Origin of the sequence: Methylococcus mesophilus, assembly GCF_026247885.1 — a bacterium.
In the GTDB taxonomy this organism is placed as follows: domain Bacteria; phylum Pseudomonadota; class Gammaproteobacteria; order Methylococcales; family Methylococcaceae; genus Methylococcus; species Methylococcus mesophilus.
The window spans coordinates 4,298,393-4,322,116 of sequence record NZ_CP110921.1 but is presented as its reverse complement, the minus strand read 5'-3'; the positions used below and the strand labels follow the sequence as shown (position 1 = coordinate 4,322,116).

The following is a 23,724-nucleotide window of genomic DNA, read 5'->3' as shown; positions in this document are numbered from 1 at the left end:
GGCAGCAGCAAGACAAACGCATGGCAAAGCTTCTCGATGAACTCATTGAGCGCACGATGCGGGCCCCTTCAAGGGAATAGGAAAGCCCGAGCCGTTGAAGCATGCCTTGTCGGGTTTCTGGTCTCGGCGCATCACGGACGAGCATCGAATTGTCTACAAGCCGGACGAAGACGCACTCCTGATTGCCCAGCTTCGGCACCTCCCCCGAGCGCTCTAGCGATAAAGCACATTGGCGAAGCGTAGTCCGGTCCGGCGCCCCGTTAGCCTCTATCCCTCCGACGACGCTGCGCTGATCGGAGCTACAAGGGCTGCCTAACCCAGTCAAGTGGACGGGTTCATTGGAGGAGGGAGGAATTTACAAAACACTGACATTCGGAACACATTCATGACACAAGCGCGTGTTCAACTACTTGCCGTGAATCGGTCACCCTACCCTTGACGCCAGTGACGATTCGCTCATCATCTCCTTAACATCTCGGCGACCGGCCTCCCTCCCCCTCTCCCTTCTAGCTGGTCGCCACCTTTTTCCCCTAACGGCTGCCGAAGCTAAGCCGCTCGACCAAAGAAACAGGCCGGCTCACGAGCCGAAACCCAAGGAAAGCCTCACAGCTTCCGCGCCTCCTCCCACAGCCGAGCACGCCCTACCTGCTTAAACCAAAGCTCGAATTCCGTTCGGTAACGCTGCCACGGCTCCGACAGCGGATTGCGAGGATCCTCGCTCAGGAAGTACGCCATCCCTTCCCTGAACCACTCCGGGTTGAGCCATTGCCTCAACACCCCCAGTTCCTCTGCCTGGCGATGATGAATCATTTCGTGCCGCACGTAATACGGCTTCCAGCCTCGAGGACTGACCACGATCCCAAATCTCCCCACAGTGATTGCGGCAGCCTTATCGAATCCGAACGAACGGGCGCACTCCGCAGTACCGCAGAAAATTACGACAGGCTCATCCGCAAAAGGGCCGACAGCGGACGAAACAAAAGAAACCGCATCGTTATACAGCGTGATCGCCTCCCTTGACCTCTCCGTACCTTCAACGCAGACCTTTGCACTGACGCAGGAAATGTTGCCCACCCATTCCGGAGCGACAACACGTATGGGTTTGAACACCGCCCAGGTCACGGCAGGAGAGAAAAAGAAGCAAGCGAGAAGTAGCACCCTCACCATTGCACGCGCTCACAAATGATTCGCGACCGCCAGCCGCCCCACCAAACCCTCACACCGGCCGACGAGCCGATACCACGGGGGCCAGATCATCCCGCATCTGCTGAACGACTTCCACGAAACCCGCTTTCGCCAACTCCTCCTCAGCCCCATTTATAATCTCCTCCGGCAAAAAGCCCATGCTTTGAAATGCCAGAAACTTCAACCTGCGAAATGTCTGTGCCAAGCATCTCGAATATCCTGCTCTTATCGATTGTAAAGCTCAACGGCGTAGCGTTAGCCGAACCCGCTCGAGCCCTGAGTTATTCAATATTCTCGTTCGACCCGCTGAACTAAAACCAATAGTCTTTGACACACTTACCATCCCGCGGCAGATCGTCAAAGGTATCGTATCCATCAAAGTGATCGATCGGAACCGAGGCCACGGCTTCTGGCTCGGCAAGACGAAGATTGACTGCGATTCGCCTTCTTCCCCTCTCGTCTGTCTGAAGGCCGCGCCAATACGCGAGGCAGCCGCACGTAGGGCAGAAGTTGAAGGTCAATGCTTTACCCCGAGCGTAGGCTTTCGCTGCGCCGCAGACTGTGATTTCTTGGTTCTCATAGCCATACGCCCAAAGCACTCCATAGCGACGACATGCAGTACAGTTACAGGCTGTTGCGCCGTCCGGTGTTCCTTCGAAACTCCATTTGACAGAACCACATAGACATGAACCCTTAATCATATAAAAGCCTTCTCCACCTTGACGAGGTGTTTATTATGCAAATTCACAATTCCGCCGTTGCCATGATTTTACAAACGGTTCTCCAGTTTCGATCAGTCATCGAGACACCCAAAAGTCTTTCGGAGTTTGCTGCAAGCTTTGATCTACCGACCCCCTCGGGTGCGTGGAGATAAAACACATTATCAGCTAAGTGAAATCGTTCGGTATCCTTTTTTAGAGCGGAGAGCTTGTCCAGATCGGGATTCTTGGGTGATGCAGAGAGAAAGCCTAGGTGCAGACTGCCAGGATCGATTACAGTCTCTGGGAAAGGATTATCTGCAACAGCTTTAGCTAGTGCTTCGAGGGTGAGGATGTTCACATGCGGCTCGAAACCGCGGCGCTTCTTGATTTCAGCGGAAAGCTGCATGGAAAGATGCGCCAGATTCCTTTCGGTGCTTTTAAATACCGCGTTGCCACTTTGAATATATGTCCTCACATTCTGCGCGCCTATTTCTTCCAGGATAGCAACAAGCTCCTTCATCGGAAGGGTACAGTTGCCGCCGACGTTGATGCCACGGAAAAGGGCAACGTATGTATTCATTCGTCAACTCCCAAGCTCAGGCCATAAGGCGCCCGACTTGTTGCCAGACGGAATTCGTAAGCAGATCACCGACCGCTGGCATTCCAGACGGCCGACGAGCTGCTCCACCTGCGACTGCGAAAGCCGCTCCGGGCTGTGAGCCTGAATCTTCCGCGCCAACTATTACTCCGGTCCCATTTATTCGCACGCCGAACCCACTGCAGGCCGCAGCCGGCGTGAGGTGACCTGTACGCTCAAGTCAGGCCGGATTAATAGTTAGAATCTGATTATCATCCGAACGGAATATTTCATTGGTATGGCGTGCGGGAAAGCTTCCAAAGCCAAAAGCTCAAACCTCCCAAGATGACTGTGGCCAGTACGCTTGGCCAAATTGGCATTTGACGGCCAGCGATGAGGATTTCCGGGCGGATCACCAACCGCATGAGTTGTGCGAAGGCAATGAGGGCAAAGACCGCGCTGGCGACGCGTAGCCCTCGGAATTGCACGTTCATATTCCCTCCCCTATGACGGGTTGATGTGTCGCTTACGCTTTGGCCGTTGGTGCGCTGGCCACTTTTGGCTGTTAGTCCGGGTATTGTGCCGACGTCTAGCGGTGTATGTCGTATACTCCGATGCACTTACTCTCAAGCTGAAATAGTCTAAATTGCGGCGCAGAGTTCTTTATCGGTGGGTCGCTGAAACTCCCTCTCCATAAAGTCGAACATATCGGACGTAACCTCAAACGAGAAGGTTTCCCCTCTTTCCGCGTTCCTTGTAAGCACGCGTTCCTTCCTAACTGCATGCGGTGCGTCGATGAAATGGAGCTGAGTCGACAAACCCGCGGCATCGGCCATCGACTGAAACTCGCTGCGACTTTCGACTTTCATAAAGCCGAGGTCCAAGACAACATTTCCGCCCGCCAGGGCAACCTCTAACGCAGTTGCCCATATCCGCTTTTCGCACCTGCGAACTCGGTCGATGACCCACGAGAAGCTTATCGGCTGGGGTTGGTCCGGACCGAACAGTTGATGCATCCATTCATCAATAGAAAAGCGAACCCCTTGGATTTCCAGGGAAAGCTTTCTCGCGTAGGTTGACTTGCCTGCGCCCTGTGGACCAAAAATGATGTGAACCGTTCCCATGACTTTCTTTTGCGTCCTGATTTCGTGCAGAGTGGCCCGAGCGAGCGTACTTGGGCGATTCTCGCCTATGGCGACAAGAAGTTCTTCCGTCACTCGCTGCTGTCCGCGTTCGATGTTTTCGAGCGTGGCTTTCTTGACGCCGCATTTTATCTGCGAACGCTTGCCTTCCCAGGCCCAACCCTTCTCGAAATTCGCGAATTCGGTCAGGTAAATAGGTCGAAACGTGCTATCTAAAGCGGCTTATAGCCGGCGCTCGAGACTATGACGGACGAAGAAAGCAGTCAAGCGAAGATCCCGATGATTCCGTACCCGCTGCCGTACATCCCGCGCGAGATGTATTCCACGCTGTCCGGCATGGACTGACGATAACAATGCGATACGCTCGCCTCCCACCGGATCACCTGGAGCAAGCGGTCCGTTTCACCGCGCTTTCGAGCGTGCGTGGACAGTTTGTGGATGCTCCCGAGATCGGAACAGATCAAAGTAGCGCGCGGGGAGTTTAAAGGAATTGATTTTTCCTGGTGCCTCGGGCCGGGATCGAACCGGCACGGCTTTGCAACCGAGAGATTTTAAGTCTCTTGTGTCTACCAGTTTCACCACCGAGGCGTGGGTCGTGCAGTAGCGGCTCGCATCTTACCATTTCACATGCGGCCCTGGCAGCGCACACCGCCTCCTGCTCAGGTGAGGCATGATTCCGTGCGCTCCCCGACCGACACCTGGCTCCGGCTTACCGCTCCCGGCATCTCAACCCATGCCTCTTGCGCCTATATCCGCAAGGGGCGTTACTGCAGCGGGTAGCCTTCGTCGCGGAAAAGGGCCTTGCAGGCATCGACGACCCCTGCGTCGTACCAGCTTCCGCGGCGTGCCTCCAGTTCCGCCAGCGCCGCTTCGTTGCCGAGACCGGGCCGGTAGGGACGATGTGACGACATCGCCTCCATGACGTCCGCGACCGCGATGATCCGCGCGCCGAGGAGGATGGCGTCACCGGCTAGGCCCTGCGGATACCCCGAACCGTCCAGCTTCTCGTGGTGCTGAAGGACCATGTCTGCGATCGGCCAGGGGAATGCGACGTCCTTGAGTATGTCGTACCCGACCTGGGAGTGGGTTTTGATGAAATCGAATTCCAAGGGGGTCAGCCGGCCCGGCTTGGTCAGGATTTCGGCGGGGATGCGAATCTTGCCGAGATCGTGGACCATGCCGGCCAGCCGGATGCCGTGCACCTCGTCTTCGGTCAAATTCAGTTTTTTCGCGATGGCCGCAGCGAGATCGGCTACTCGCCGCTGGTGGCCGGCGGTGTAGGGGTCCCGCATTTCAAGGGTGGTGGCGACGGCTTGAATCGTCTGCTCCAGGCTTCGCGTGATCCGATCGGCGGTCTTCAGGCGCTCGGCCTGGTCCCGCAGATGAGCGATGCCGTATGCCATATCACCCGCCAGTTTTTCCAGCAGCGCCATTTCGTCGCCATCGAAGGCTTCCAGAGTCTCCGCACAGAGCCCCAGCATGCCGGCGACGTCCGAGCCGTTCCGTATCGGAATCAGCGCGAAGGCATCACAGCCTTGTGCGATGGCACAGTGACGCAAGGGGAACAGCGGCGACGCTTGGTCGACCTCCCGCAACACCCGCCTGACCCCGGAATGGCCCACGCTGCAAAGGATGGAATCGAACACTTCGCGCTCCCGCAGCCTTGAAACGAAGTCCAAGATTCCTGGCGTTTCGCTGTGATAGACCTCAGGCGGCACATGTGCGTTCGCATCCTCCGGGAGCACGCCTACCCACGCCTTGCCATATCCCCCCGCGTCGGCGATGACGTGGCACATCTCGCCGAGCAGTTCGGCTTCGCTCCGCGCCCGGACCAATACGCTGTCGCAGCCGGTGACCGTCTTGAGCACCCTGTTGAGCCGCCGCAACGCTTGTTCCGATCGCTTGAATTCGGTGATGTCGCGTCCGATGGCGGAGGCGCCCACAACCTTCCCCTCTTCGCCGCGCACCGGGGAAATCGTCAGCGAAACGTCGAATTTCTCTCCGTTCTTGGTCATGCGCCGAGTCTCGAGATCCCGGACGGGCCTGCCCTCGGCAATTTCGGCCAGACACCAGCGAATCTCGCCGCGGAGCTCCGGGGGCGCCAGGCGGGTAACCGGCTGGCCGATGATTTCCTCGGCGCGGTAACCGTACATCTTCTCGGCGGCGGCGTTCCAGCTCGTGATGATGCCGTCGAGGGTCTTGGCCAGTATGGCGTCTGCCGACGATTCGACGATGGCGGCCAGCCTGGCCTTGAGGGAATCCGAATGTTTCCGCTCTGTGATGTCCCGGATAATTCCGATGGCAGTCCACTCCCCGCGGATCTTCACCGAAGACACCGAAAGCTCTATCGGAAATTCGGTGCCGTCCTTGCGCATTGCGTACATTTCCCGCGTCAGGCCTATCGCCGCGCCGGTACCGCTCCGCCGGAACTCGGCGATTCCGGCGCGGTAACGCTCGAGGTAGGGATCGGGCGCCAGCACTTCGTGGAGATCGCGTCCGACGATTTCCTCACTCGAGTAGCCGAACATGGCCTCCGCCGCCGGATTCCAGTAAGTCACCCGACCGCGGCCGTCGATGATCGCAATGGCGTCCAGCGCCGCAGTGCTGATCTGGCGGAACTTCTCCTCACTCTCTGCCAGATCGTCCTGGATGGCGCGGCGAATCTCGCATTCGCGCTGAAGCTCTTCGGTCTTCTCGGACAACGCGCGGGTACGCTCGTCCACACGCTGTTCGAGCAAGCGGTTGGAGCGAGCCAGTTCCGCTACGAACGCGCGATTCTCCAGGGTCCGTGCCACCACGTTGGCGATATTGCCCAGGAAATCCCGGTAATTCCGGAACTCCGCCGGGTCCGACAAGCGCAGCAGCAGCGCACCGTAAAAGCGGGAGGCGATCCGCAAGGGATAGACGAAAAGCCTTTGGCCTTCACCCATGGGGCCGGCCGCAATCCGCGCATGATTCGGTTCCATGCCGGCGCAAAGGGGGGCAAGGTCGGCAGAGGCCGGCACCAGCTTGCCATCGACGCAAAGATGGGCGCCCGCCACCCCGGGCACCTCGGACAAAGCGGCATCCAGGAACTCCCCGATGCCCGCCGGATCGGGGAGTATGTCCAGCGTTTCCTGAATCACGAGGAGGCGCCCGAGGACGGTCGCCTCCAACTCCAAGCGGGTCATCGCTCAGGCATTTGGCGCCGGATAACGGGCGAAATATTCCTGAGGGGGAAGATAGTACGGATTGTGGACGACCTGTCCCCGCACGATCATCATGGGATGGGCGTTCAGCACCTTGAACAGAGTGACGCCGTCGAAGTGATTGGCGTCGTATTGGCAAATCACGCTAGAAGGAGAATCTACCACCAGCAGGTTGATGCGGGCTTCGTATTCAGCCAACCGCTCCGAGCCGGGCAGCCCCCGCAGCGCCCAATGCATTTCGCCGGTCAGCCGGACACCGTTGAACCCTTCCCGGATACCGTCGTCGTAGGCTGAACGCAGGCGGCCCAGCATCCGGTCGGGCGAAAAGCGGCCATCCGGGCAATAGACCTCGAGTGACGGCTTGATGTCCAACTGCGATTCTTCGGCGGGCACAATGCCAAGACCCGCGAAGTAGTCTCGTAGCGCCTGAGGAGTCATCTCCTCGACGAAATACCCGATCTTCTCCCCCGCCTCGATGCCGCTGCGCACGAAGTCGGACATGATTTCCAGGCGTTCCTGTTCGTCGTTGTAGAGGTAGCACATATGGGTGCCGGGCGGAAAAAGCTCGGCAGTGAAACCCAGCGATACCATGGGTCGTGCGAATTCCGTCATGACGCTCCTCCTTATTGTGGGTTATATCGACTGCAGCGGAAAAGGATAGGCTTTTTTCCGCCGATTCATAGCCAGCGCAAACGATTGGCGTTGGTCACCACGGTGACCGAAGAAAGCGCCATGGCCGCCCCGGCGATCATCGGGTTCAGCAGCACGCCGGCGAACGGGTACAGGATACCCGCCGCGACCGGTATGCTCAGGGTGTTGTAAATGAACGCCCCCAGCAGATTCTGCTTGATGTTGCGCACCGTCAGCCGCGACAAATGAATGGCTTCGGAGACTTTCAGCGGCGAACCCGCCATGATCACGACATCGCCGCTTTCGATCGCGATATCGGTGCCGGTGCCGATGGCGAAACCCACATCGGCCTGCGCAAGGGCCGGTGCGTCGTTGATGCCGTCGCCGACCATGCCGACGATCTCGCCGCGCGACTGGAGCTCCTTCACCACCGTCGCCTTGTCCTGCGGCAAGACCTGGGCGCGGACTTCATCGATGCCGGCGGAGCGGGCGATCGCCCGCGCGGTCGCCTCATGATCGCCGGTCACCATCAAGACTCGGACGCCGAGTTCCTTCAGGCACTGCACTGCCTCGCGGGCATCCGGCTTGATCGGGTCGGCGACCCGCAGCAGGCCGACCACCTGGCCATCGGCCGCCAGCAGGAGAGGCGTCAGGGCCTCCTTGAAGCAGCTCGCCAGTTGGGCCTCGAAAGCCTGCAAATCGACGCCGTACTTTTCCAGCATGACCACATTTCCGAGCAGCAACCGAATGCCGTCGACGCTGCCGGCGACGCCGTGACCGGGTTCCGCGACGAAACCGTCCACCGCAGACGTCGCTATCTTGCCCGCCTCCGCGGCCCGCAGCACCGCCGAAGCCAGCGGATGTTCGGAACCCGCCTCGAGGCTCGCGGCCAGACCCAGCACGCGCTTTTCCGACCAGCCCTTGGCCGTGTCGATGCCCATCACGCTGGGCCGGCCTTCGGTGATGGTGCCAGTCTTGTCCAGCACCACCGCGGTGAGCCGCCCCGCGCTCTGCAGTGCCTCGCCCCGGCGGATGAGGATGCCGTGCTGTGCGGCCCGCCCGACCGCGACCATGATCGAAATCGGCGTCGCCAGCCCCAGAGCGCAGGGACAGGCGATGACCAGCACCGTCATTGCGGTGACGAAGGCATAGCCGAATGAAGGCGCCGGCCCGAAAATCCACCAGACCAGGAAGGTGAAGGCGGAGATGCCGACCACCGCAGGCACGAACACCGCGGAGACTTTGTCCACCAAACGGGCGATCTCGGGCTTGGTGGCCTGGGCCTGCCGCACGCTGGCGATGATCTGGGCCAGCACGGTGTCGCGGCCGATGCGGGTGGCGCGGAACAGGAAGGTGCCGGACTGGTTCAGGGTACCCGCCGCCACCGTATCGCCCTCGCCTTTTTCCACCGGAATCGGCTCGCCGGTCAGCATGGACTCGTCTACCGTCGACCGGCCCTCGACCAGGGTACCGTCCACCGGAATCTTTTCGCCCGGTCGCACCCTCAGGACCTCGTCCAGACCGACCTCGGAAATCGGCACGTCGAGTTCCTGGCCATCGCGGATCACCCGCGCGGTACGGGGCTGCAGGCCGATCAGTGCGCGGATCGCGGATGAGGTCTTCCCGCGGGCGCGAGTCTCCAACGCCGAGCCGAAATTGATGAAGGCGATGATGATCGCCGCCGCCTCGAAATAGGCGTGCTGCCCTTGCGCCGGCAGCAGATCGGCGGAATCGATGGCCACCGTCGAATAGAACCAGGCCGCGCCGGTACCCAGCGCGATCAGCGTGTCCATGTTGGCCTGGCGATGCTGGAACGACTTGACCGCGCCGCGAAAGAAATGCCCGCCGGAGAAATACAGCACCGCCAGCGTGAGCAGCGAAACGAGGGTCCAGAACGTCGTTCCGGCCGACGTCCCGATCATCGGAAACCAGTCCAGGTGCGCGCCCAGCATCAGCGGCACGCCGAGGGAGCCGGCCCAGGCGGCTTTTTTCAGCAGTTCGCGGTAGCGCTCCTCTTCCGCCCGCTCCTGTGCCGAAGGGTCTTCGAGGGCTTCCATCACCGCGCCGTCGTAGCCTGCCTCCTTGAGCGCCGCCTTCAAGCTTTCCGAATCGGCCTTGCCCTTCACCAAGGCGGAATGGTCACCGAAATTGACACTGACGGCCTCCACACCCGGTACGTCCTTCAACGCGGTTTCGACGGCCTCGACGCAACCCGCGCAGCGCATCCCTAAGATGGACAGGCGCAAGCCTTGGTCGTCGCTCGAATCGTTACGGTCATTCATGACTTGGGAATCCTCAGTGGTCTGTTGCGGATGATGGCAAAACCGGCGCAAATGGCTTGCCCATATTGGAAAAACATATCACGGACGGCGGAGCGCCCGCAGCAGGCCAGGTTAAAATCCGCCGCCGCCCCCGCCGCCGAAACCGCCGCCGGAACTTCCCCCACTGAAGCCTGACCCGCCGGAGCTGCGCGGCGCCGAGCTCATGGCCGACGCGGCCTGCGCGGACATGCGGCCGAGATCGCGGGAGAAACCGCCGGCATCGAAATCCATCGCGCTCCCGCCTCGATACCAAGCCGGCGGTTCGGTGCAGATGCCGGCGAACGCCGCCGCCCAGCGCTTTTCCACGCCCAGCGCCATGGCGTAGGGCAGCAGCTTCTCGAACATTTCGGGGGTGCGGATCATCCGGTCCATGCGGTCGGCTTCCACCTTTTCCAGGAAGTCCTCGAATCCGAGCGCGGCTTCCAGCGCCCGTGTCCCCGCCAACGTCCGGGCCGGCATGAAATAGCCGAAAGCGGCGACGATCACCGCGGAAATCAAGCCGGGCAGGACCAGCGTGCCGGCTGCCATGCCCCAATGCAGGCTGGCGTAATTGGCGGCCAGAATCGCGCCGAAGAACCAGACCACGCCGAGCACCAGACCGCCCAGCATATAGTTCCTCCGCACCCGGTCGGGGCGGGCGGCGAAATAGCGTTGCGCCATCAGGGAGTCGAAGATCTTGTCGCGGATGCCGGGTAGATGGGTATAGAACTTCCGCTCCATCTCGGAAAGCCTAGCGCTTTCCTTCACACCGCCGGAAAACACGCCGCTCAGGAGTGCCCGCTCATGGGCGTGGAGTACATTCCAGGCGGAAGGCGGCTGGCGCGACCGGAACAGGTAATCGGTGTCCTTGAAGACTCCCAGCAGCCGGTCGGTTTCCTCCTTTTCGATCAGGACATAGCCTTTGACCGCGAGATCGACCAGGGTGGCGGTGATGTCGCGCATGTCCGCGGAATTGTCGATCAGGGTTCCCAGTTCGGCCGGCGTCAGTCCTTCCGGCGGCCGGTACTGCGGCGCGATGGGGCGAAGGCGCGGGTCGCGGCCGCGGACGGACCAGTGCCGGTACATCGCGGCCAGCACGACCAGGGGCAGGCCCAAAGGCCAGTTGGCGCGCAGGAAGTCCGCGGTTCGCGCCGTCATCGTAGGCCGCTGCACCGCCCCTTTGTTCCAGCCGACGACCGCGGTCAGGCCTTCGTGGAAAGCCAGTGGACGCTGCATGCGGAAATCGATTTCGCGGCCGCGCACCTGCACATCGGCGGCCTCTTCCCGTGAACCGTAGCTGCCCGTGAAGGCCAGGGTGCGGATGCCTTCGGCGCCGGACGGCAGCACGATGTGGGCGCTGGCGGCCTCGATGGGAACCTCCCATTCGTCGCCGGTGATGTTCCAGTACAACTCGTCATGATCGTCGAAAAACTTGAGTCCATTGCGCACCCGGTAATGCAATATCACGGTCTTGCCCGCATCCTCCGCACCCGGGATCCATATCTTGAATTTGCGGTAATGGCGTTCGCTGCCGTCCTCCACCTTCAGCGACGCCCCCTGCGGATCGGCCGCGCCGAGCAGGTCGAGAAACAAGCGGTAGTTGAACCCCTGCGGCGTACGGTACTCGACCGGAATCGAGCGGTAGATGCCATTCCAGCTGCCCTCAAAGCGAGGACGGAGGGTTTCGGTGACGTCCAGCCCGCCGTCGGCTCCTACCACGATGTCGGCATGGAAACTCTGGATCAACAGAGACCGGGCCTGGACTTGAGAAGTAAAGACCAGACAGACGAACAATAGGACTGCCCGCCGCATCATCGCCCCCTTCAGCGGACGCCGGTGTCGAAGCGCACAGATGGAGTCTCGCGCTGGGCCGTTTCGCTGAGCTCGAAAAAGGTACGGGCGGTGAAGCCGAAGCTGTTCGCAATGAGATTGGAAGGGAACTGGGCGATCCGGGTGTTGAGGTCGCGCACCGCGGCGTTGTAGTAGCGCCTGGCGTTCTGCACCGTGTCTTCGATTTCGGTGAGGGTGCTCTGCAACTGGTTGAAGCTTTCGACCGCCCTCAACTGGGGATACTGTTCGGCCAATGCGAAGAGCTGCCGTAGCGCTCCGCTCAGGGCTTCCTCCGCCTCGGCCCGCCCCGCGGTCCCGGGCACCGACATGGCCCGGTTGCGTGCGTCGACGACGGCCTCCAGCGTGCCCTTTTCATGCGCCGCGTATCCCTTGACGGTTTCCACCAGGTTCGGGATCAGATCGTAGCGGCGCTTGAGCTGCACGTCGATGTCGGCCCAGGCGTTGTCGCACTGCACCCGTAGCCGCACCAGGGCGTTGTAGATGAACACGATCAGCAGAGCGATCAGGATGAGAACCAGGACTGCATACTGCATGGCTGTCGTTACTCCTTATTGATTCAAAAGGACGCGATCGGGCTCCGAAAGGTCGCGGCAGTCTCTTGCCGCCGGGCGGTTTTGTCAAACCCGCAGGCGTCCGAACGGCGGGATATTTTCCCTATCCGTCTCGGGCAGCCATTCCCTATCATTGCGCGATTTTTTGAGAGTGACATCGAAATGCGGAAGATCACCGTCTGCGGCATCGCCGCCTTGAGTTTCGCCCAATACGCCGGCGCCGCGGAGGAACCCGCCAAGGCCGTCGAATCCCAGAAAGCGGCGGACAAGACGGTGCAGTTGGAGACGGTCAAGGTCATCGCCGACTCGCCGGTCGGCGATTCGGGGGTGGAGGAATACAAGCTCCCGTCCCATGTCCAGACCGTCGACGCCAAGGAGCTGGACCAAGCGGAAAGCGTCACCCTGCCGGACTACATGAACCGATTCTTCGGCAGCGTCAACGTCAACGACGCCCAGAACAACCCGTTCCAGCCGGACGTGCAGTACCGCGGCTTCGTCGCCTCACCCTTGCTGGGGTTGCCGCAGGGCCTTTCTGTGTACGTGAACGGCATCCGCTTCAACGAGCCCTTCGGCGACACGGTGAACTGGGACCTCATCCCCGAAGGCGCCATCGACAGGATGAGCCTGGAATCCGGCTCCAACCCGGTTTTCGGCCAGAACACCCTGGGCGGCGCGATCAGCGTCCGCACCAAGAACGGTTTCACGGCGCCGGGCTACCGGGCGGAACTGTTCGGCGGTTCCTGGGGCCGCAACTCGGAGGAGGTCGAAACCGGCTGGAACAACGGCGAATTCGGGGCCTATTTCCATTTCCGCAATTTCCACGAAGACGGCTGGCGCGAATACTCACCTACCGGCGTGATGCAGTGGTTCTCCACCCTGAGCTGGAAAAACGACGACCGCTCCAATCTCAACATGAACTTCGCGGCGACCGACGACAGCATGGTCGGCAACGGCGCGGTTCCGATCCAACTCTTCGACCAGCAGCCCAACGCCGTTTTCACCTATCCGGACCAGACCAAGACCAACCTGTTCCTAGCCTCGCTGGACGGCAATCACTGGCTGACCGACGACATCGAACTGTCCGGCAACGCCTTCTTCCGCCAGAACCTGATCAGCACCTTCAACGGAGACGGTTCGGACTACGAACCCTGTGAAGACGATCCCACTTATATGTGCGACGACGGCGGGGAAGGCGAAGAAGTATTCGACATCTACGGCAGGCCCGTGGTGTCCACCCCCAAGGTCGAGGGCGCCACCAACAATTTCACCCAGACCAACCAGCGCAACTACGGCGGCAGCCTGCAGACGGCGTTCAACCAGAAGCTCGGCGGTTACGGCAACCGCTTCCTGGTCGGCGGCGTCTACAACCAGGGCCAGGTCGATTACGGCGCCGATACCGAACTGGCGGAACTCTTGAACAGCCGCGGCACCCTGGGAAGCGGCGTCATCCTCCAAGCGCCGCGGGTGCGCCTCCATACCAGCGTCTACAACTACGGGGTCTATCTGAGCGATTCGTTTTCCCTCACGGACGAACTCACGCTTACCGTCGCGGGCCGCTACAACCTGACCCAGATCGAACTCGTCGATCAAATCGGCACCGAGCTGAACGGCAACCACAGCTACGACCGGATCAATCCTTCCGCCGGCCTCACCTACAACTGGCGACCGGAACTCAACTTCTTCGGCAACTTCAGCCAGTCGAACCGCGCGCCGACGCCGCTCGAACTCAGTTGTGCCGACCCGGCCCAGCCCTGCAAACTGCCCAACGCCTTCCTATCCGATCCGCCGCTCAAACAGGTGGTCGCGACCACCGGCGAAATCGGCGCGCGCGGCGGATTCGCCGATATCGATTTCGGTGGCGTTCTGGAGGGCGACATCAATTGGAACGCGACGCTGTTCCAGACCGAGAACAGCAACGACATCCTCTTCATCGCAGCGAGCGGCGTATATAACAACGAGGGCTATTTCGACAACGTCGGCCAGACCCTGCGCCAGGGCTTCGAACTTGGCGTCAACGCCGAGTTCGAGCGATTCCGGATGGGGCTGAACTACACCTTGCTCGACGCCACTTTCCAGACCCCGTTCGTCGAAAACAGTCCGAACAACCCCTACGCCCAGGATGGCCTGATCTATGTGCAAAAGGGAGACCACATCCCCGGCATCCCCCAGAACATGCTGAAGTTCAACGCTTCCGTGACCATCCTGGAAGGACTCACCGCCGGCACCGAGATCATCTACAACAGCGGGCAGTATTTGCGCGGCGACGAAGCCAATCTGACCGAACCGCTGGGGGACTACACCATCGTGATGCTGCACGGGGAATACCGCTACGACGAGCATTTTTCGATGTTCTTCCGCGTCAACAACCTGTTCGACGCGCAGTACCAGACGTTCGGCATGTACGGCAATCCTCAGGAAGTACTGGGGCCCGAATACACCAACAACCGATTCGTCGGGCCGGGCTCGCCCAGGGCGGCCTGGGCGGGCGTCAAGCTGGCGTTCTGAAGGAAAACCGGCGAGAGGCCGGTATAATTCCCGGAGAAGCTCATCTCCCCGGAATCGGCATGGACTCGATCACGCTGGCGACACCCGACGACTGGCATCTGCACCTGCGCGACGGTGCGGCCATGGCGGATATAGTGGACCATAGCGCTCGCCAATTCGGCCGGGCGGTCGTCATGCCCAACCTGAAGCCGCCGGTGACGACGACGGCGGCGGCGCTGGAATACCGTGGCCGCATCCTTGCAGCCCTGCCGGAAGGCGCGCGCTTCGAGCCGCTGATGGCGCTTTATCTGACGGATGCCACACCGGCCGAGGAGATCCGGCGCGCGGCCGAAGCACCGGAGATCATCGGATTCAAGCTCTACCCGGCTGGCGCCACTACCCACTCCGAGGCCGGAGTCACCGGTATCGAAAAAATCCACTGGGCGCTCGAAGCCCTGGAACGGCATGGGGTACCGCTGCTCGTCCACGGCGAAGTCACCGATCCCGACGTCGACATTTTCGACCGGGAAGCACGCTTCATCGAGTCGGTGCTGGAACCGCTGGTAAGGCGCTTCCCAGCACTGCGCATCGTCCTCGAACACGTGACGACGAAGGAGGGCGTAGAGTTCGTGCAAAGCTGCGGTCCCCGGGTCGGAGCCACCATCACGGCCCACCATCTGCTCTACAACCGCAACGCCTTGCTGACCGGCGGCATCCGTCCGCACCATTACTGCCTGCCGGTGCTCAAGCGCGAATCCCATCGGCAGGCGCTGGTAGCGGCTGCGACCAGCGGCGACGCCCACTTCTTCCTCGGCACCGACAGCGCCCCCCACGCCAGGCCGCAGAAGGAGAGTGCCTGCGGCTGCGCTGGCTGCTACACAGCGTTGACGGCCATGGAGCTCTATGCCCTGGCATTCGAGCGTGCGGGCGCGCTGCATATGCTCGAGCGGTTCGCCAGCCACAACGGCGCCGATTTCTATGGCATCCCCAGGAACGGCGGCACCCTTACCTTGCACCGAACGACATGGCAGGTTCCGGAAACCTTAGCGTTCGGACCGGAACGACTGGTTCCCGCCATGGCCGGAGAATCCCTCACCTGGCGGGCGTCTCGCCGCTCGGGCTAAACGGCCGGCCACGAAAAAGCCCGCTTCGTGAGCGGGCTTTTTCATGCAACTGCGGAAAAACCGTCAGGGTGAAGCCGGCTTAGCTTTTTCCTTCCCTTTGGCTTCGTTGGCACGGTCTTCGATGCCCTGCAGCTCAAACTCCATCTCCACGCCTTCGCCGCCGCCAAAATCCTCTTCCAGCGGGGGGTTACCATCATGAATCAGATAGTTGCGCTGCTGGAAATACGCATTGCGAATGAATTCGTAGCGGTCCACCGAGGCCTCGTCGGCGATCTTGGTCGCGCTCAGCATATCGGCACGGATGTCCACATACCGCCCCGTCCCCGCTCCCCAGGGAATGCCCGCCGGGGTGATGTAGTTGATGGGGTTGGCCGCGGTGTCGCCGGCGAAACCGACCACACCGCGAGGCGAACCGGGCCCGATGACAGGCAGTACGAGATACGGACCGGCGGGAACACCCCAGGTCGCCAAAGTCTGGTCGAAGTCCTCGTAGTGCTTGGGCAGGTCGAGCTTGTCGGCCACGTCGATGAATCCCGCCATGCCGATCGTCGAGTTGACGATGAGGCGCCCCAAATCCTGCCCCGTCTGCGCCAGTTTGAACTGAAGCAGATCGTTCGCAATCACCGAAACATCGTCGACATTGCTGAAAAAATTCGTGACCCCCTTGTCGACGACTTTGGGCGTAGCCCATTGATAGCCCTTGGCCACGGGCTTCATGAAGTAATCGTCCACCCCGTCGTTGAAGGACTGCACACCGCGATTCCAACCCTCCCAAGGGTCGCGCGAATCGGCGGACGCGAGGGGCGCGCTCGGCTTGGCCGGCTCCTCCTGTTTGACGTTGTCCGACGCACAGCCGGCCGCTCCCGCTGCGACTATGAAGACCAGCGCAAGCCGGTCGGGCATGATTCGAGAATTTTCCATACTGTTTTTGTACCCTTGATCTCGTGATTCCAGGGGATCTTGACGCGTGTGCGTATTCTAAACGCTACACCGCAATCCGCAATGCAATCAGCCCCGAAATCGCCTTACAATGGGTTTTAATGCACCGCAAGCCCGTGATCGGCACCCCTTTATGACATCCCGCAAATCCCCTATGGCCAGGCGCTTCCGCAGTTACCTGCCGGTCGTCGTCGACGTCGAGACCTCGGGTTTCGATCCGCATGCCAACGCGCTCCTCGAAATCGCCGCGGTCCATCTGGACATGGACGAATCGGGAAATCTTCACCCCGTCCGCACCCATCAGCTGCATGTGAAGCCGTTTGAAGGCGCCAAGCTGGATGAAGCCGCACTGAGCTTCAACAAGATCAATCCGTTTCATCCTTTCCGGTTCGCGGTGGACGAACGCGAGGCGCTGTCGCAGATTTTCGACGCCGTCCAGCAAGCCATCCGGCAGCACGGCTGCACGCGGGCGATCCTCGTGGGCCACAACCCCGCTTTCGACATCGCCTTCCTCAACGCCGCATCGAGCCGCACCAGGATCAAGAAGAACCCCTTCCACCCATTCAGCACGTTCGATACCGCAACTCTGGGCGGCCTCGCCTACGGCCAGACCGTGCTGGCGCGAGCGGCGCAAGCGGCGGGGCTCAGCTGGGACCATCAGGAAGCCCATTCGGCGGCTTACGACGCCAACCAGACCGCCCGGCTCTTTTGCACCATCGTCAACCGCTGGAAGCGGATGACCGAACTCCTGCCGCCGGAATGACCGGCCGGGTTCAGGCCTGCTGCTCCCCAGTCTTTTTTGCCCCGGCAAGCAGTTTCTGCAGTTCGCCGCTCTCGTAGAGCTCCATCATGATGTCACTGCCTCCGACCAGTTCCCCCCCAACGAACAACTGCGGAAAAGTCGGCCAGTTGGAAACCAGCTTCAGGTTCTCGCGAACCCCTGGCGCCTCGAAGACGTTGACGAAAGCGTACTCCGCCCCGCATTGGTCGAGAATCTGAACGGCCCGTCCGGAAAATCCGCATTGGGGGAAATCAGGCGTTCCCTTCATGTACAGAATGACGGGATTGTCTGCGATCTGGCGCTTGATACTTTCGATCACGTCCACGGTTTGCCTCTTCATTTGCTCCGGGTGAAATTTTCAGATTCTTCGATACGAAACCCTGAACGTCAAGCGGAATGACCGATTGGTCTACGCTGGCCGAGACGGCCTGCCGTATCGGGTCGATGAAGTTCTTGTGCTGCTCGTTCTTTTCCGTTAACCTTCGACCCTTCCTGGGCAGTCTGGTTCGACTGCCTTTTGTTTTTTTCGGGTTTTTCCGCATACCGATGACGAGCAACATCATGCCGACTTACGCCCGGCAACCCGTGACGTTCACCCACGGTGAGGGGGCGTGGCTTTTCGACACCGAAGGCAAACGTTACCTCGACGCCGTTTCGGGCGTCGCCGTCTGCAGCCTGGGTCACGCCCATCCGGCAGTCGCGAAGGCCTTGTGCGATCAGGCCGGGCGGCTGGTTCACAGTTCCAACCTCTACCGCATCGGGTTGCAGGAAGATCTGGCCGAACGCCTCTGCGGCCTGAGCGGGATGGACAATGCCTTCTTTTGCAACTCCGGCGCCGAAGCCAACGAGGCCGCGATCAAGATCGCACGGCGCTACGGGCATCACCGCGGCATCGACGATCCGAAGATCATCGTCACGGAAGGAAGCTTCCACGGCCGCACGCTGGCAACACTGAGCGCGACTGGCAACCCGAAGGTACAGGAAGGATTTGCGCCCCTGGTCGGCGGCTTCCTGCGCCTGCCCTACGGCGACGCGGATGCCGTCGCCGCCGTCTACGATGCCGACGTCGTCGCCGTTCTGGTCGAACCCGTACAAGGGGAAGGCGGGGTCCGCATTCCGCCTCACGGTTACCTTGAGCACCTCAAATCGCTGTGCGAGCGCCGCGGCTGGCTATTGATGCTCGACGAAGTACAGACGGGCATGGGCCGTACCGGCCGGATGTTCGGCCACCAGCATACCGGTATCGTCCCGGACGTGATGACGCTGGCGAAGGCGCTCGGCAACGGCGTACCGATCGGCGCTTGCCTCGCGCGCGGCGTCGCCGCGGAAATGCTCACGCCCGGCAAGCACGCCTCCACCTTCGGCGGCAATCCGCTGGCCTGCGCCGCTGCCCTGGCGGTGATAGACACCATGGAACAGCAGGCCTTGGCGGCACGGGCGGAAAGCCTTGGCCGGCGGCTGCAGGCCGGCTTCCTGGCCCGCCTTGGCGGGCATCCCGGCATCACCGAAATCCGGGGCCTGGGCCTCATGGTCGGCATCGAATTCGAGCAGCCCTGTACCGATCTCGTCGGGATCGCCCGGGAGCAGGGCTTGCTCATCAACGTCACCGCGGATCGGACCGTGCGTCTGCTCCCGCCCCTGATACTGACGGACGCCGAGGCCGACGACCTGGTGGAGCGACTGAGCTCCATCGTGGATGCCTATCTCGGCACCGTTGCTTGATATCACCGATCCAGCAGATCCGCCATGAAACCGCGTCATCTCGTGACCTTGCGCGATCTCAGCTCCGCTGAATTCCGGGAACTGATCACCCGCGCCATCGAACTGAAGGGACGGAAGGAACCCTACGAACCCCTGAAAAACAAGGTCCTGGGGATGGTGTTCGAAAAATCCTCGACCCGTACCCGGGTGTCGTTCGAAGTCGGCATGGCCCAGTTCGGCGGCAGTTCCATCTTCCTGTCCCCGCGGGATACGCAACTCGGACGCGGCGAACCGATCGAGGATTCGGCGCGAGTGCTGTCCCGCATGGTGGACTGCATCATGCTCCGCACGCATTCGCACCGCACCGTGGAAATCTTCGCCGACTGTTCCAGGGTACCGGTCATCAACGGACTCACCGACCGCTTCCATCCCTGCCAACTGCTGGCGGACATGCAGACCTATTTCGAGCACCGCGGGGACATCGCCGGCAAAACCGTCGCCTGGATCGGCGACGGCAACAACATGTGCCAGACCTACGTCCACGCCGCCGAACTGCTGGATTTCGAATTGCGCATCGCCTGCCCCCCGGGCTACGAACCCGAGACCGATCTGGTCGAAGCGGCGGGCAAGCGGATCGAGATCGGCCAGGACGCCCGGGCCGCGGTGACCGGCGCCGACCTGGTCGTGACAGACGTCTGGGCCAGCATGGGACAGGAAAGCGAACAGGCCGAGCGCATCGCCGCGTTCCGGAGCTACCAGGTGGACGCTGCGCTCATGGCTCTGGCGCACCCCGACGCGCTGTTCATGCACTGCCTCCCCGCCCATCGCGGCGAGGAAGTTGCCGCCGAAGTGCTCGAAGGTCCGCAAAGTGTCGTATGGGACGAAGCCGAGAACCGGCTGCACGCCCAGAAAGCCCTGCTGGAATTTCTGCTGGCGGCTTGAAGCGGTTTTCGGACTGCGTTGGTGAATCCGCAGTCGGCGTTATAATTCGTTTTCATTGCCGGCATACGGCGAGTTCCGCCCCTCCATACCTGCATTCGTCCGTTTTTTTCATTGGTATTCGGCCCGAGATGAAAAGAACCCTAGCCTGCCTTCTGCTTGCCGCGGCCTCGGGAGCGAGCGCCGCACCGGAACGCGGCCGTGCGCCGGCCGAGTCCGTCTCACCGCCGGTCCAGGCCCCGAAACCGCGCGGCGGCCAGGTCGTTCTCCTGAAGGACTTCAACGAGGTAAAGCAGAAGAACCTCGAGCTCAAACAGAAGCTCGCCGAAATCGAAAACGAGCGCAAATCACTCGAAGCCGAACTCGCCGACCTGCGATCCGGCCGGGAAACGGCAGAATCGAACTCCCGCAATCTCGGCTCCGAAAACGAGCGTTTGACGGCGGAGCTGGCCTCCATCTGGCAGACCTCAGCCAACGCCCTTCAGATCGAAGCGGAACGCAACCGTCTGCGCGAAACGCTGGCGACCGTCGAGCGCGATCTCGAAGCCAAGCGCCTGGAAAACCAGGCGTTGGCTGAAGACACCCGCCAACGCTGGTTCCTGATCGGCGCCGGCGTACTGGCCGGCGGCTTCGTGCTCGGCCTGATCGTTCCGCAGCTCGGCTGGCGCAAACGCAGCAGCTGGGATTCGTTCTGACGTCTCTCATCCTCGCCATCCAGGGCGAACCGGACATTCCCGAAGGAAACTCAACATGACCGACAAGCACCCCCGTCCCTTTTCGTCCCAGGTCGTAGACGGCATGGAGCGCGCACCGAGCCGCGCCATGCTGCACGCCGTCGGCTTCGGCGACGCCGATTTCGCCAAGCCGCAGATCGGCATCGCCTCCACCTGGGCGATGGTGACGCCGTGCAACATGCACATCAACAAGCTGGCCGAGGACGCTGCGCGCGGCGTCGACGGCAGCGGCGGCAAGGCGGTCATCTTCAACACCATCACCATTTCCGACGGCATCTCCATGGGCACCGAAGGGATGAAATATTCCCTGGTGTCGCGCGAAGTCATCGCCGATTCGATCGAAACGGTGGTCGGCTGCCAGGGTTATGACGGGGTGGTCGCCATCGGCGGCTGCGACAAGAACATGCCCGGCTGCATGATCGCCTTGGCCCGCCTGAATCGCCCGGCGGTGTTCGTGTACGGCGGCACCATCCTGCCCGGCTGCTACGGCGACAAGAAGCTGGACGTGGTCTCGGTGTTCGAGGCGGTCGGCGCCCGCGCCAACAACCGCATCGACGACGCCGAGCTGCACGCCATCGAATCCAAGGCGATCCCCGGTCCCGGTTCCTGCGGCGGCATGTACACCGCCAACACCATGGCCTCCGCCATCGAGGCACTGGGGATGAGCCTGCCGGGCAGTTCGGCCCAGGCGGCCATTTCCCGGGACAAGGAACTGGACTGTGAGCGGGCCGGTGCGCAGGTGCTCAAGCTCTTAGACCTGGGACTCAAACCCCGCGACATCATGACCAAGCCGGCGTTCGAGAACGCCATCACGGTGGTGGTCGCTCTGGGCGGTTCCACCAACGCGGTGCTGCATCTGCTGGCCATGGCCAACGCCTGCGGCGTCGATCTGAAGCTCGACGACTTCACCCGCATCGGACGGAAGGTGCCGATGCTGGCGGATCTCAAGCCCAGCGGGCGTTACTCCATGGCCGAACTGGTGGAAATCGGCGGCATCCAGCCGCTGATGAAGGAACTGCTCGAGGCCGGCCTGTTGCACGGTGACTGCATCACCGTGACCGGCAAGACCTTGGCGGAGAATCTGGCCGACGCGCCCGACTACCCGGCTGGGCAGGACATGATCCGGCCGCTGGACAACCCCATCAAGAAGGACAGCCATCTGGTGATCCTCAGAGGCAACCTGGCGCCGGACGGCGCGGTCGCCAAGATCACAGGCAAGGAGGGCCTGAGCTTCACCGGCACCGCCCGCGTGTTCGACTGCGAGGAAGATGCACTCAAGGCCATCCTCGACGGCACGATCGTGAAAGGCGACGTCATCGTCATCCGCTATGAAGGCCCCAAGGGCGGCCCCGGCATGCGCGAGATGCTCTCCCCCACCTCGGCGGTCATGGGCAAGGGCCTGGGCAAGGAGGTCGCCCTGATCACCGACGGACGCTTCTCCGGCGGCACCCACGGCTTCGTGGTCGGCCACATCACCCCGGAAGCCTACACCGGCGGAGCGCTGGCGATCGTCGGGGACGGGGACACCATCACCATCGACGCCGAGACCCGCGAACTGACGCTGCACGTCACCGACGACGAAATCGGCCGACGCCTGGCGCAGTGGAGCCAGCCAGCGCCGCGCTATACCAAAGGCGTGCTGGCCAAGTACGCCAAGCTGGTGAGCTCGGCCTCGGAAGGCGCCGTCACCGACAACCATCTCTAGCCTCGCACCGCAACCATGGCACGGCGCCTGCCGCACCCGCGCGAGATGATCCGGGCGCTGATCGCCCGGCCCTCGGTCAGTTGCACCGACCCGCGCTTCGACCAGCCCAACCGGACCGTGATCGACCTGCTGGCGGAATGGGCCGAAGCGCTGGACTTCCGCGTCGCAATCCAGTCGCTGGAACACGGCAAGGCCAACCTGATCGCCACCCTCGGACCGGCGGAGGGCGGCGAAGGCCTGGCCCTGTCCGGCCATACCGACACGGTGCCCTGCGATCCCGACCGCTGGCACAGCGACCCGTTCACGGCGATCGAGAAGGACGGGCGGATCTACGGCCTCGGCAGTGCAGACATGAAATCCTTCTTTGCTCTGGTACTGTCCGCCGCGAGCGAAATCGACCCGGCTACGCTGCGGAGGCCCCTGCTGCTGGTCGCCACGGCGGACGAGGAGAGCTCCATGGCCGGTGCCAAGGCGCTCCTGCCGGAACAGCTCGCCCCGGCCCGTTGCTGCGTGATCGGCGAACCTACCGGCCTCAGGCCCATTCGCATGCACAAGGGCGTCATGATGGAGTCGATCCGTGTCCGCGGCCAGGCCGGGCACTCCAGCGATCCCGCCCTGGGTGCGAACGCCATCGAGGGCATGCACCGGGTGATTTCCGAACTGCTGGCCATCCGCGAGGAGTTGCAGGAGCGCTACCGCAATCCGGCCTTCGCCGTGCCGGTGCCGACCCTGAACCTGGGCGCCATCCACGGCGGCGACAATCCCAACCGCATCTGCGGCCATTGCGAGCTGAGCATCGACCTGAGGCCTTTGCCCGGCATGGACATCGGGGAGCTCCGCAGCCTGCTGAAGCGGCGGCTGGGACAGGCATTGCCGGCTTCGCCCCGGCTCGAGCTTTCCGTCGAATCCCTGTTCGGCGGCGTGCCGGCTTTCGAGACCCGGGCGGACGCCGGACTGGTACGCTGCTGCGAGCACTTGAGCCACGCCCGGGCCGGCGCCGTTTCCTTCGGTACCGAGGCCCCCTTCCTGTCCCGGCTCGGGGTGGAAACCGTAGTCCTGGGCGCCGGCCACATCGAACAGGCCCACCAGCCCGACGAATACCTCCCGCTGGAACACATCGAGCCTGCGACTGCGATTCTCCGCGGTCTCATCGAGCGCTACTGCATCGCGCCGGCACCCTGACGGAGGATAG

The 23,724-nt window shown here is 62.0% G+C and carries 20 protein-coding genes, 1 tRNA gene and 1 pseudogene; 9 read left to right on the top strand and 13 right to left on the bottom strand.

Annotated features, from left to right (window positions below; all coding sequences use genetic code 11):
• Positions 1-20 precede the first annotated feature (20 nt).
• Positions 21-217, top strand: a pseudogene (locus OOT43_RS20310) (Txe/YoeB family addiction module toxin).
• A 386-nt stretch (positions 218-603) separates the two neighbouring features.
• Here the strand turns inward: OOT43_RS20310 and OOT43_RS20305 are convergent.
• The 11 genes from OOT43_RS20305 to OOT43_RS20260 form a co-directional block, all read right to left on the bottom strand.
• Positions 604-1,110, bottom strand: a complete 507-nt coding sequence (locus OOT43_RS20305; RefSeq protein WP_266022534.1) for a hypothetical protein — start codon at positions 1,108-1,110, stop codon at positions 604-606.
• A gap of 386 nt (positions 1,111-1,496) precedes the next feature.
• Entirely contained in the window at positions 1,497-1,886 is a 390-nt protein-coding gene (locus OOT43_RS20670) for a GFA family protein (RefSeq protein WP_394358024.1), read from the bottom strand.
• Between the two features lie 43 nt (positions 1,887-1,929).
• Positions 1,930-2,466 (bottom strand): DUF1697 domain-containing protein, encoded by a 537-nt coding sequence (locus OOT43_RS20300; RefSeq protein WP_266022533.1) that lies wholly within the window; start codon positions 2,464-2,466, stop codon positions 1,930-1,932.
• Between the two features lie 287 nt (positions 2,467-2,753).
• Positions 2,754-2,957: a hypothetical protein gene (locus tag OOT43_RS20295; protein ID WP_266022532.1), complete on the bottom strand. Its 204-nt coding sequence runs from the start codon at positions 2,955-2,957 to the stop codon at positions 2,754-2,756.
• Between the two features lie 147 nt (positions 2,958-3,104).
• Positions 3,105-3,680, bottom strand: a complete 576-nt coding sequence (locus tag OOT43_RS20290) for an AAA family ATPase (RefSeq protein WP_266022531.1) — start codon at positions 3,678-3,680, stop codon at positions 3,105-3,107.
• A gap of 426 nt (positions 3,681-4,106) precedes the next feature.
• Positions 4,107-4,193, bottom strand: a tRNA-Leu gene (locus tag OOT43_RS20285).
• Positions 4,194-4,369: 176 nt separating this feature from the next.
• Positions 4,370-6,775: a PAS domain S-box protein gene (locus OOT43_RS20280; protein ID WP_266022530.1), complete on the bottom strand. Its 2,406-nt coding sequence runs from the start codon at positions 6,773-6,775 to the stop codon at positions 4,370-4,372.
• Positions 6,776-6,778: 3 nt separating this feature from the next.
• Positions 6,779-7,405 (bottom strand): MEDS domain-containing protein, encoded by a 627-nt coding sequence (locus OOT43_RS20275; RefSeq protein ID WP_266022529.1) that lies wholly within the window; start codon positions 7,403-7,405, stop codon positions 6,779-6,781.
• 65 nt (positions 7,406-7,470) lie between these two features.
• Positions 7,471-9,705, bottom strand: a complete 2,235-nt coding sequence (locus OOT43_RS20270) for a heavy metal translocating P-type ATPase (protein ID WP_266022528.1) — start codon at positions 9,703-9,705, stop codon at positions 7,471-7,473.
• Between the two features lie 111 nt (positions 9,706-9,816).
• Positions 9,817-11,469: a DUF2207 domain-containing protein gene (locus OOT43_RS20265; protein WP_266022527.1), complete on the bottom strand. Its 1,653-nt coding sequence runs from the start codon at positions 11,467-11,469 to the stop codon at positions 9,817-9,819.
• 77 nt (positions 11,470-11,546) lie between these two features.
• A complete protein-coding gene (locus OOT43_RS20260; RefSeq protein ID WP_266022526.1) occupies positions 11,547-12,107 on the bottom strand; it encodes a LemA family protein in 561 nt (186 codons plus the stop codon).
• A gap of 180 nt (positions 12,108-12,287) precedes the next feature.
• Here OOT43_RS20260 and OOT43_RS20255 point away from each other — a divergent pair, with 180 nt between their 5' ends.
• Together OOT43_RS20255 and pyrC are read left to right on the top strand one after the other, a co-directional pair.
• The gene (locus OOT43_RS20255) at positions 12,288-14,630 is read left to right on the top strand and encodes a TonB-dependent receptor (RefSeq protein WP_266022525.1); all 2,343 of its coding nucleotides are present in this window, start codon (positions 12,288-12,290) and stop codon (positions 14,628-14,630) included.
• Positions 14,631-14,689: 59 nt separating this feature from the next.
• Positions 14,690-15,733 carry a dihydroorotase gene (pyrC, locus tag OOT43_RS20250; protein ID WP_266022524.1) on the top strand — a complete coding sequence of 348 codons (1,044 nt, stop codon included), beginning with the start codon at positions 14,690-14,692 and terminating at the stop codon, positions 15,731-15,733.
• 63 nt (positions 15,734-15,796) lie between these two features.
• Here the strand turns inward: pyrC and OOT43_RS20245 are convergent, their stop codons facing one another.
• Positions 15,797-16,654 carry an MlaA family lipoprotein gene (locus OOT43_RS20245; protein WP_266022523.1) on the bottom strand — a complete coding sequence of 286 codons (858 nt, stop codon included), beginning with the start codon at positions 16,652-16,654 and terminating at the stop codon, positions 15,797-15,799.
• A gap of 151 nt (positions 16,655-16,805) precedes the next feature.
• Between OOT43_RS20245 and rnt the strand changes: the two genes are divergently transcribed.
• A complete protein-coding gene (gene rnt, locus OOT43_RS20240; protein ID WP_266022522.1) occupies positions 16,806-17,435 on the top strand; it encodes a ribonuclease T in 630 nt (209 codons plus the stop codon).
• A gap of 10 nt (positions 17,436-17,445) precedes the next feature.
• On the opposite strand, the gene grxD is transcribed toward rnt, so the two are convergent.
• On the bottom strand, positions 17,446-17,778 hold the full coding sequence (gene grxD, locus OOT43_RS20235) for a Grx4 family monothiol glutaredoxin (protein WP_317134079.1): 333 nt from the start codon (positions 17,776-17,778) through the stop codon (positions 17,446-17,448).
• A 221-nt stretch (positions 17,779-17,999) separates the two neighbouring features.
• Between grxD and OOT43_RS20230 the strand changes: the two genes are divergently transcribed.
• The 5 genes from OOT43_RS20230 (at position 18,000) to argE (ending at position 23,714) form a co-directional block, all read left to right on the top strand.
• Positions 18,000-19,175, top strand: coding sequence for an acetylornithine transaminase (locus OOT43_RS20230; RefSeq protein WP_266022520.1), 1,176 nt, complete (start codon positions 18,000-18,002; stop codon positions 19,173-19,175).
• Between the two features lie 24 nt (positions 19,176-19,199).
• Positions 19,200-20,096 (top strand): ornithine carbamoyltransferase, encoded by an 897-nt coding sequence (gene argF / locus OOT43_RS20225; RefSeq protein WP_266022518.1) that lies wholly within the window; start codon positions 19,200-19,202, stop codon positions 20,094-20,096.
• Positions 20,097-20,224: 128 nt separating this feature from the next.
• Complete coding sequence (locus OOT43_RS20220) at positions 20,225-20,788, top strand: TIGR04211 family SH3 domain-containing protein (RefSeq protein WP_266022517.1); 564 nt, start codon at positions 20,225-20,227, stop codon at positions 20,786-20,788.
• 55 nt (positions 20,789-20,843) lie between these two features.
• A complete protein-coding gene (gene ilvD, locus OOT43_RS20215) occupies positions 20,844-22,532 on the top strand; it encodes a dihydroxy-acid dehydratase (protein ID WP_266022516.1) in 1,689 nt (562 codons plus the stop codon).
• A gap of 15 nt (positions 22,533-22,547) precedes the next feature.
• Positions 22,548-23,714: an acetylornithine deacetylase gene (gene argE / locus OOT43_RS20210; RefSeq protein WP_266022515.1), complete on the top strand. Its 1,167-nt coding sequence runs from the start codon at positions 22,548-22,550 to the stop codon at positions 23,712-23,714.
• Positions 23,715-23,724: the final 10 nt, after the last annotated feature.

Bases quoted from the DNA above. Each gene is read 5' to 3' on its own strand.
- OOT43_RS20670 (WP_394358024.1), bottom strand. From the start codon at position 1,886: ATGATTAAGGGTTCATGTCTATGTGGTTCTGTCAAATGGAGTTTCGAA.
- OOT43_RS20300 (WP_266022533.1), bottom strand. From the start codon at position 2,466: ATGAATACATACGTTGCCCTTTTCCGTGGCATCAACGTCGGCGGCAAC.
- OOT43_RS20295 (WP_266022532.1), bottom strand. From the start codon at position 2,957: ATGAACGTGCAATTCCGAGGGCTACGCGTCGCCAGCGCGGTCTTTGCC.
- OOT43_RS20280 (WP_266022530.1), bottom strand. From the start codon at position 6,775: ATGACCCGCTTGGAGTTGGAGGCGACCGTCCTCGGGCGCCTCCTCGTG.
- OOT43_RS20275 (WP_266022529.1), bottom strand. From the start codon at position 7,405: ATGACGGAATTCGCACGACCCATGGTATCGCTGGGTTTCACTGCCGAG.
- OOT43_RS20270 (WP_266022528.1), bottom strand. From the start codon at position 9,705: ATGAATGACCGTAACGATTCGAGCGACGACCAAGGCTTGCGCCTGTCC.
- OOT43_RS20260 (WP_266022526.1), bottom strand. From the start codon at position 12,107: ATGCAGTATGCAGTCCTGGTTCTCATCCTGATCGCTCTGCTGATCGTG.
- OOT43_RS20255 (WP_266022525.1), top strand. From the start codon at position 12,288: ATGCGGAAGATCACCGTCTGCGGCATCGCCGCCTTGAGTTTCGCCCAA.
- pyrC (WP_266022524.1), top strand. From the start codon at position 14,690: ATGGACTCGATCACGCTGGCGACACCCGACGACTGGCATCTGCACCTG.
- OOT43_RS20245 (WP_266022523.1), bottom strand. From the start codon at position 16,654: ATGGAAAATTCTCGAATCATGCCCGACCGGCTTGCGCTGGTCTTCATA.
- rnt (WP_266022522.1), top strand. From the start codon at position 16,806: ATGACATCCCGCAAATCCCCTATGGCCAGGCGCTTCCGCAGTTACCTG.
- OOT43_RS20230 (WP_266022520.1), top strand. From the start codon at position 18,000: ATGACGAGCAACATCATGCCGACTTACGCCCGGCAACCCGTGACGTTC.
- argF (WP_266022518.1), top strand. From the start codon at position 19,200: ATGAAACCGCGTCATCTCGTGACCTTGCGCGATCTCAGCTCCGCTGAA.
- OOT43_RS20220 (WP_266022517.1), top strand. From the start codon at position 20,225: ATGAAAAGAACCCTAGCCTGCCTTCTGCTTGCCGCGGCCTCGGGAGCG.
- ilvD (WP_266022516.1), top strand. From the start codon at position 20,844: ATGACCGACAAGCACCCCCGTCCCTTTTCGTCCCAGGTCGTAGACGGC.
- argE (WP_266022515.1), top strand. From the start codon at position 22,548: ATGGCACGGCGCCTGCCGCACCCGCGCGAGATGATCCGGGCGCTGATC.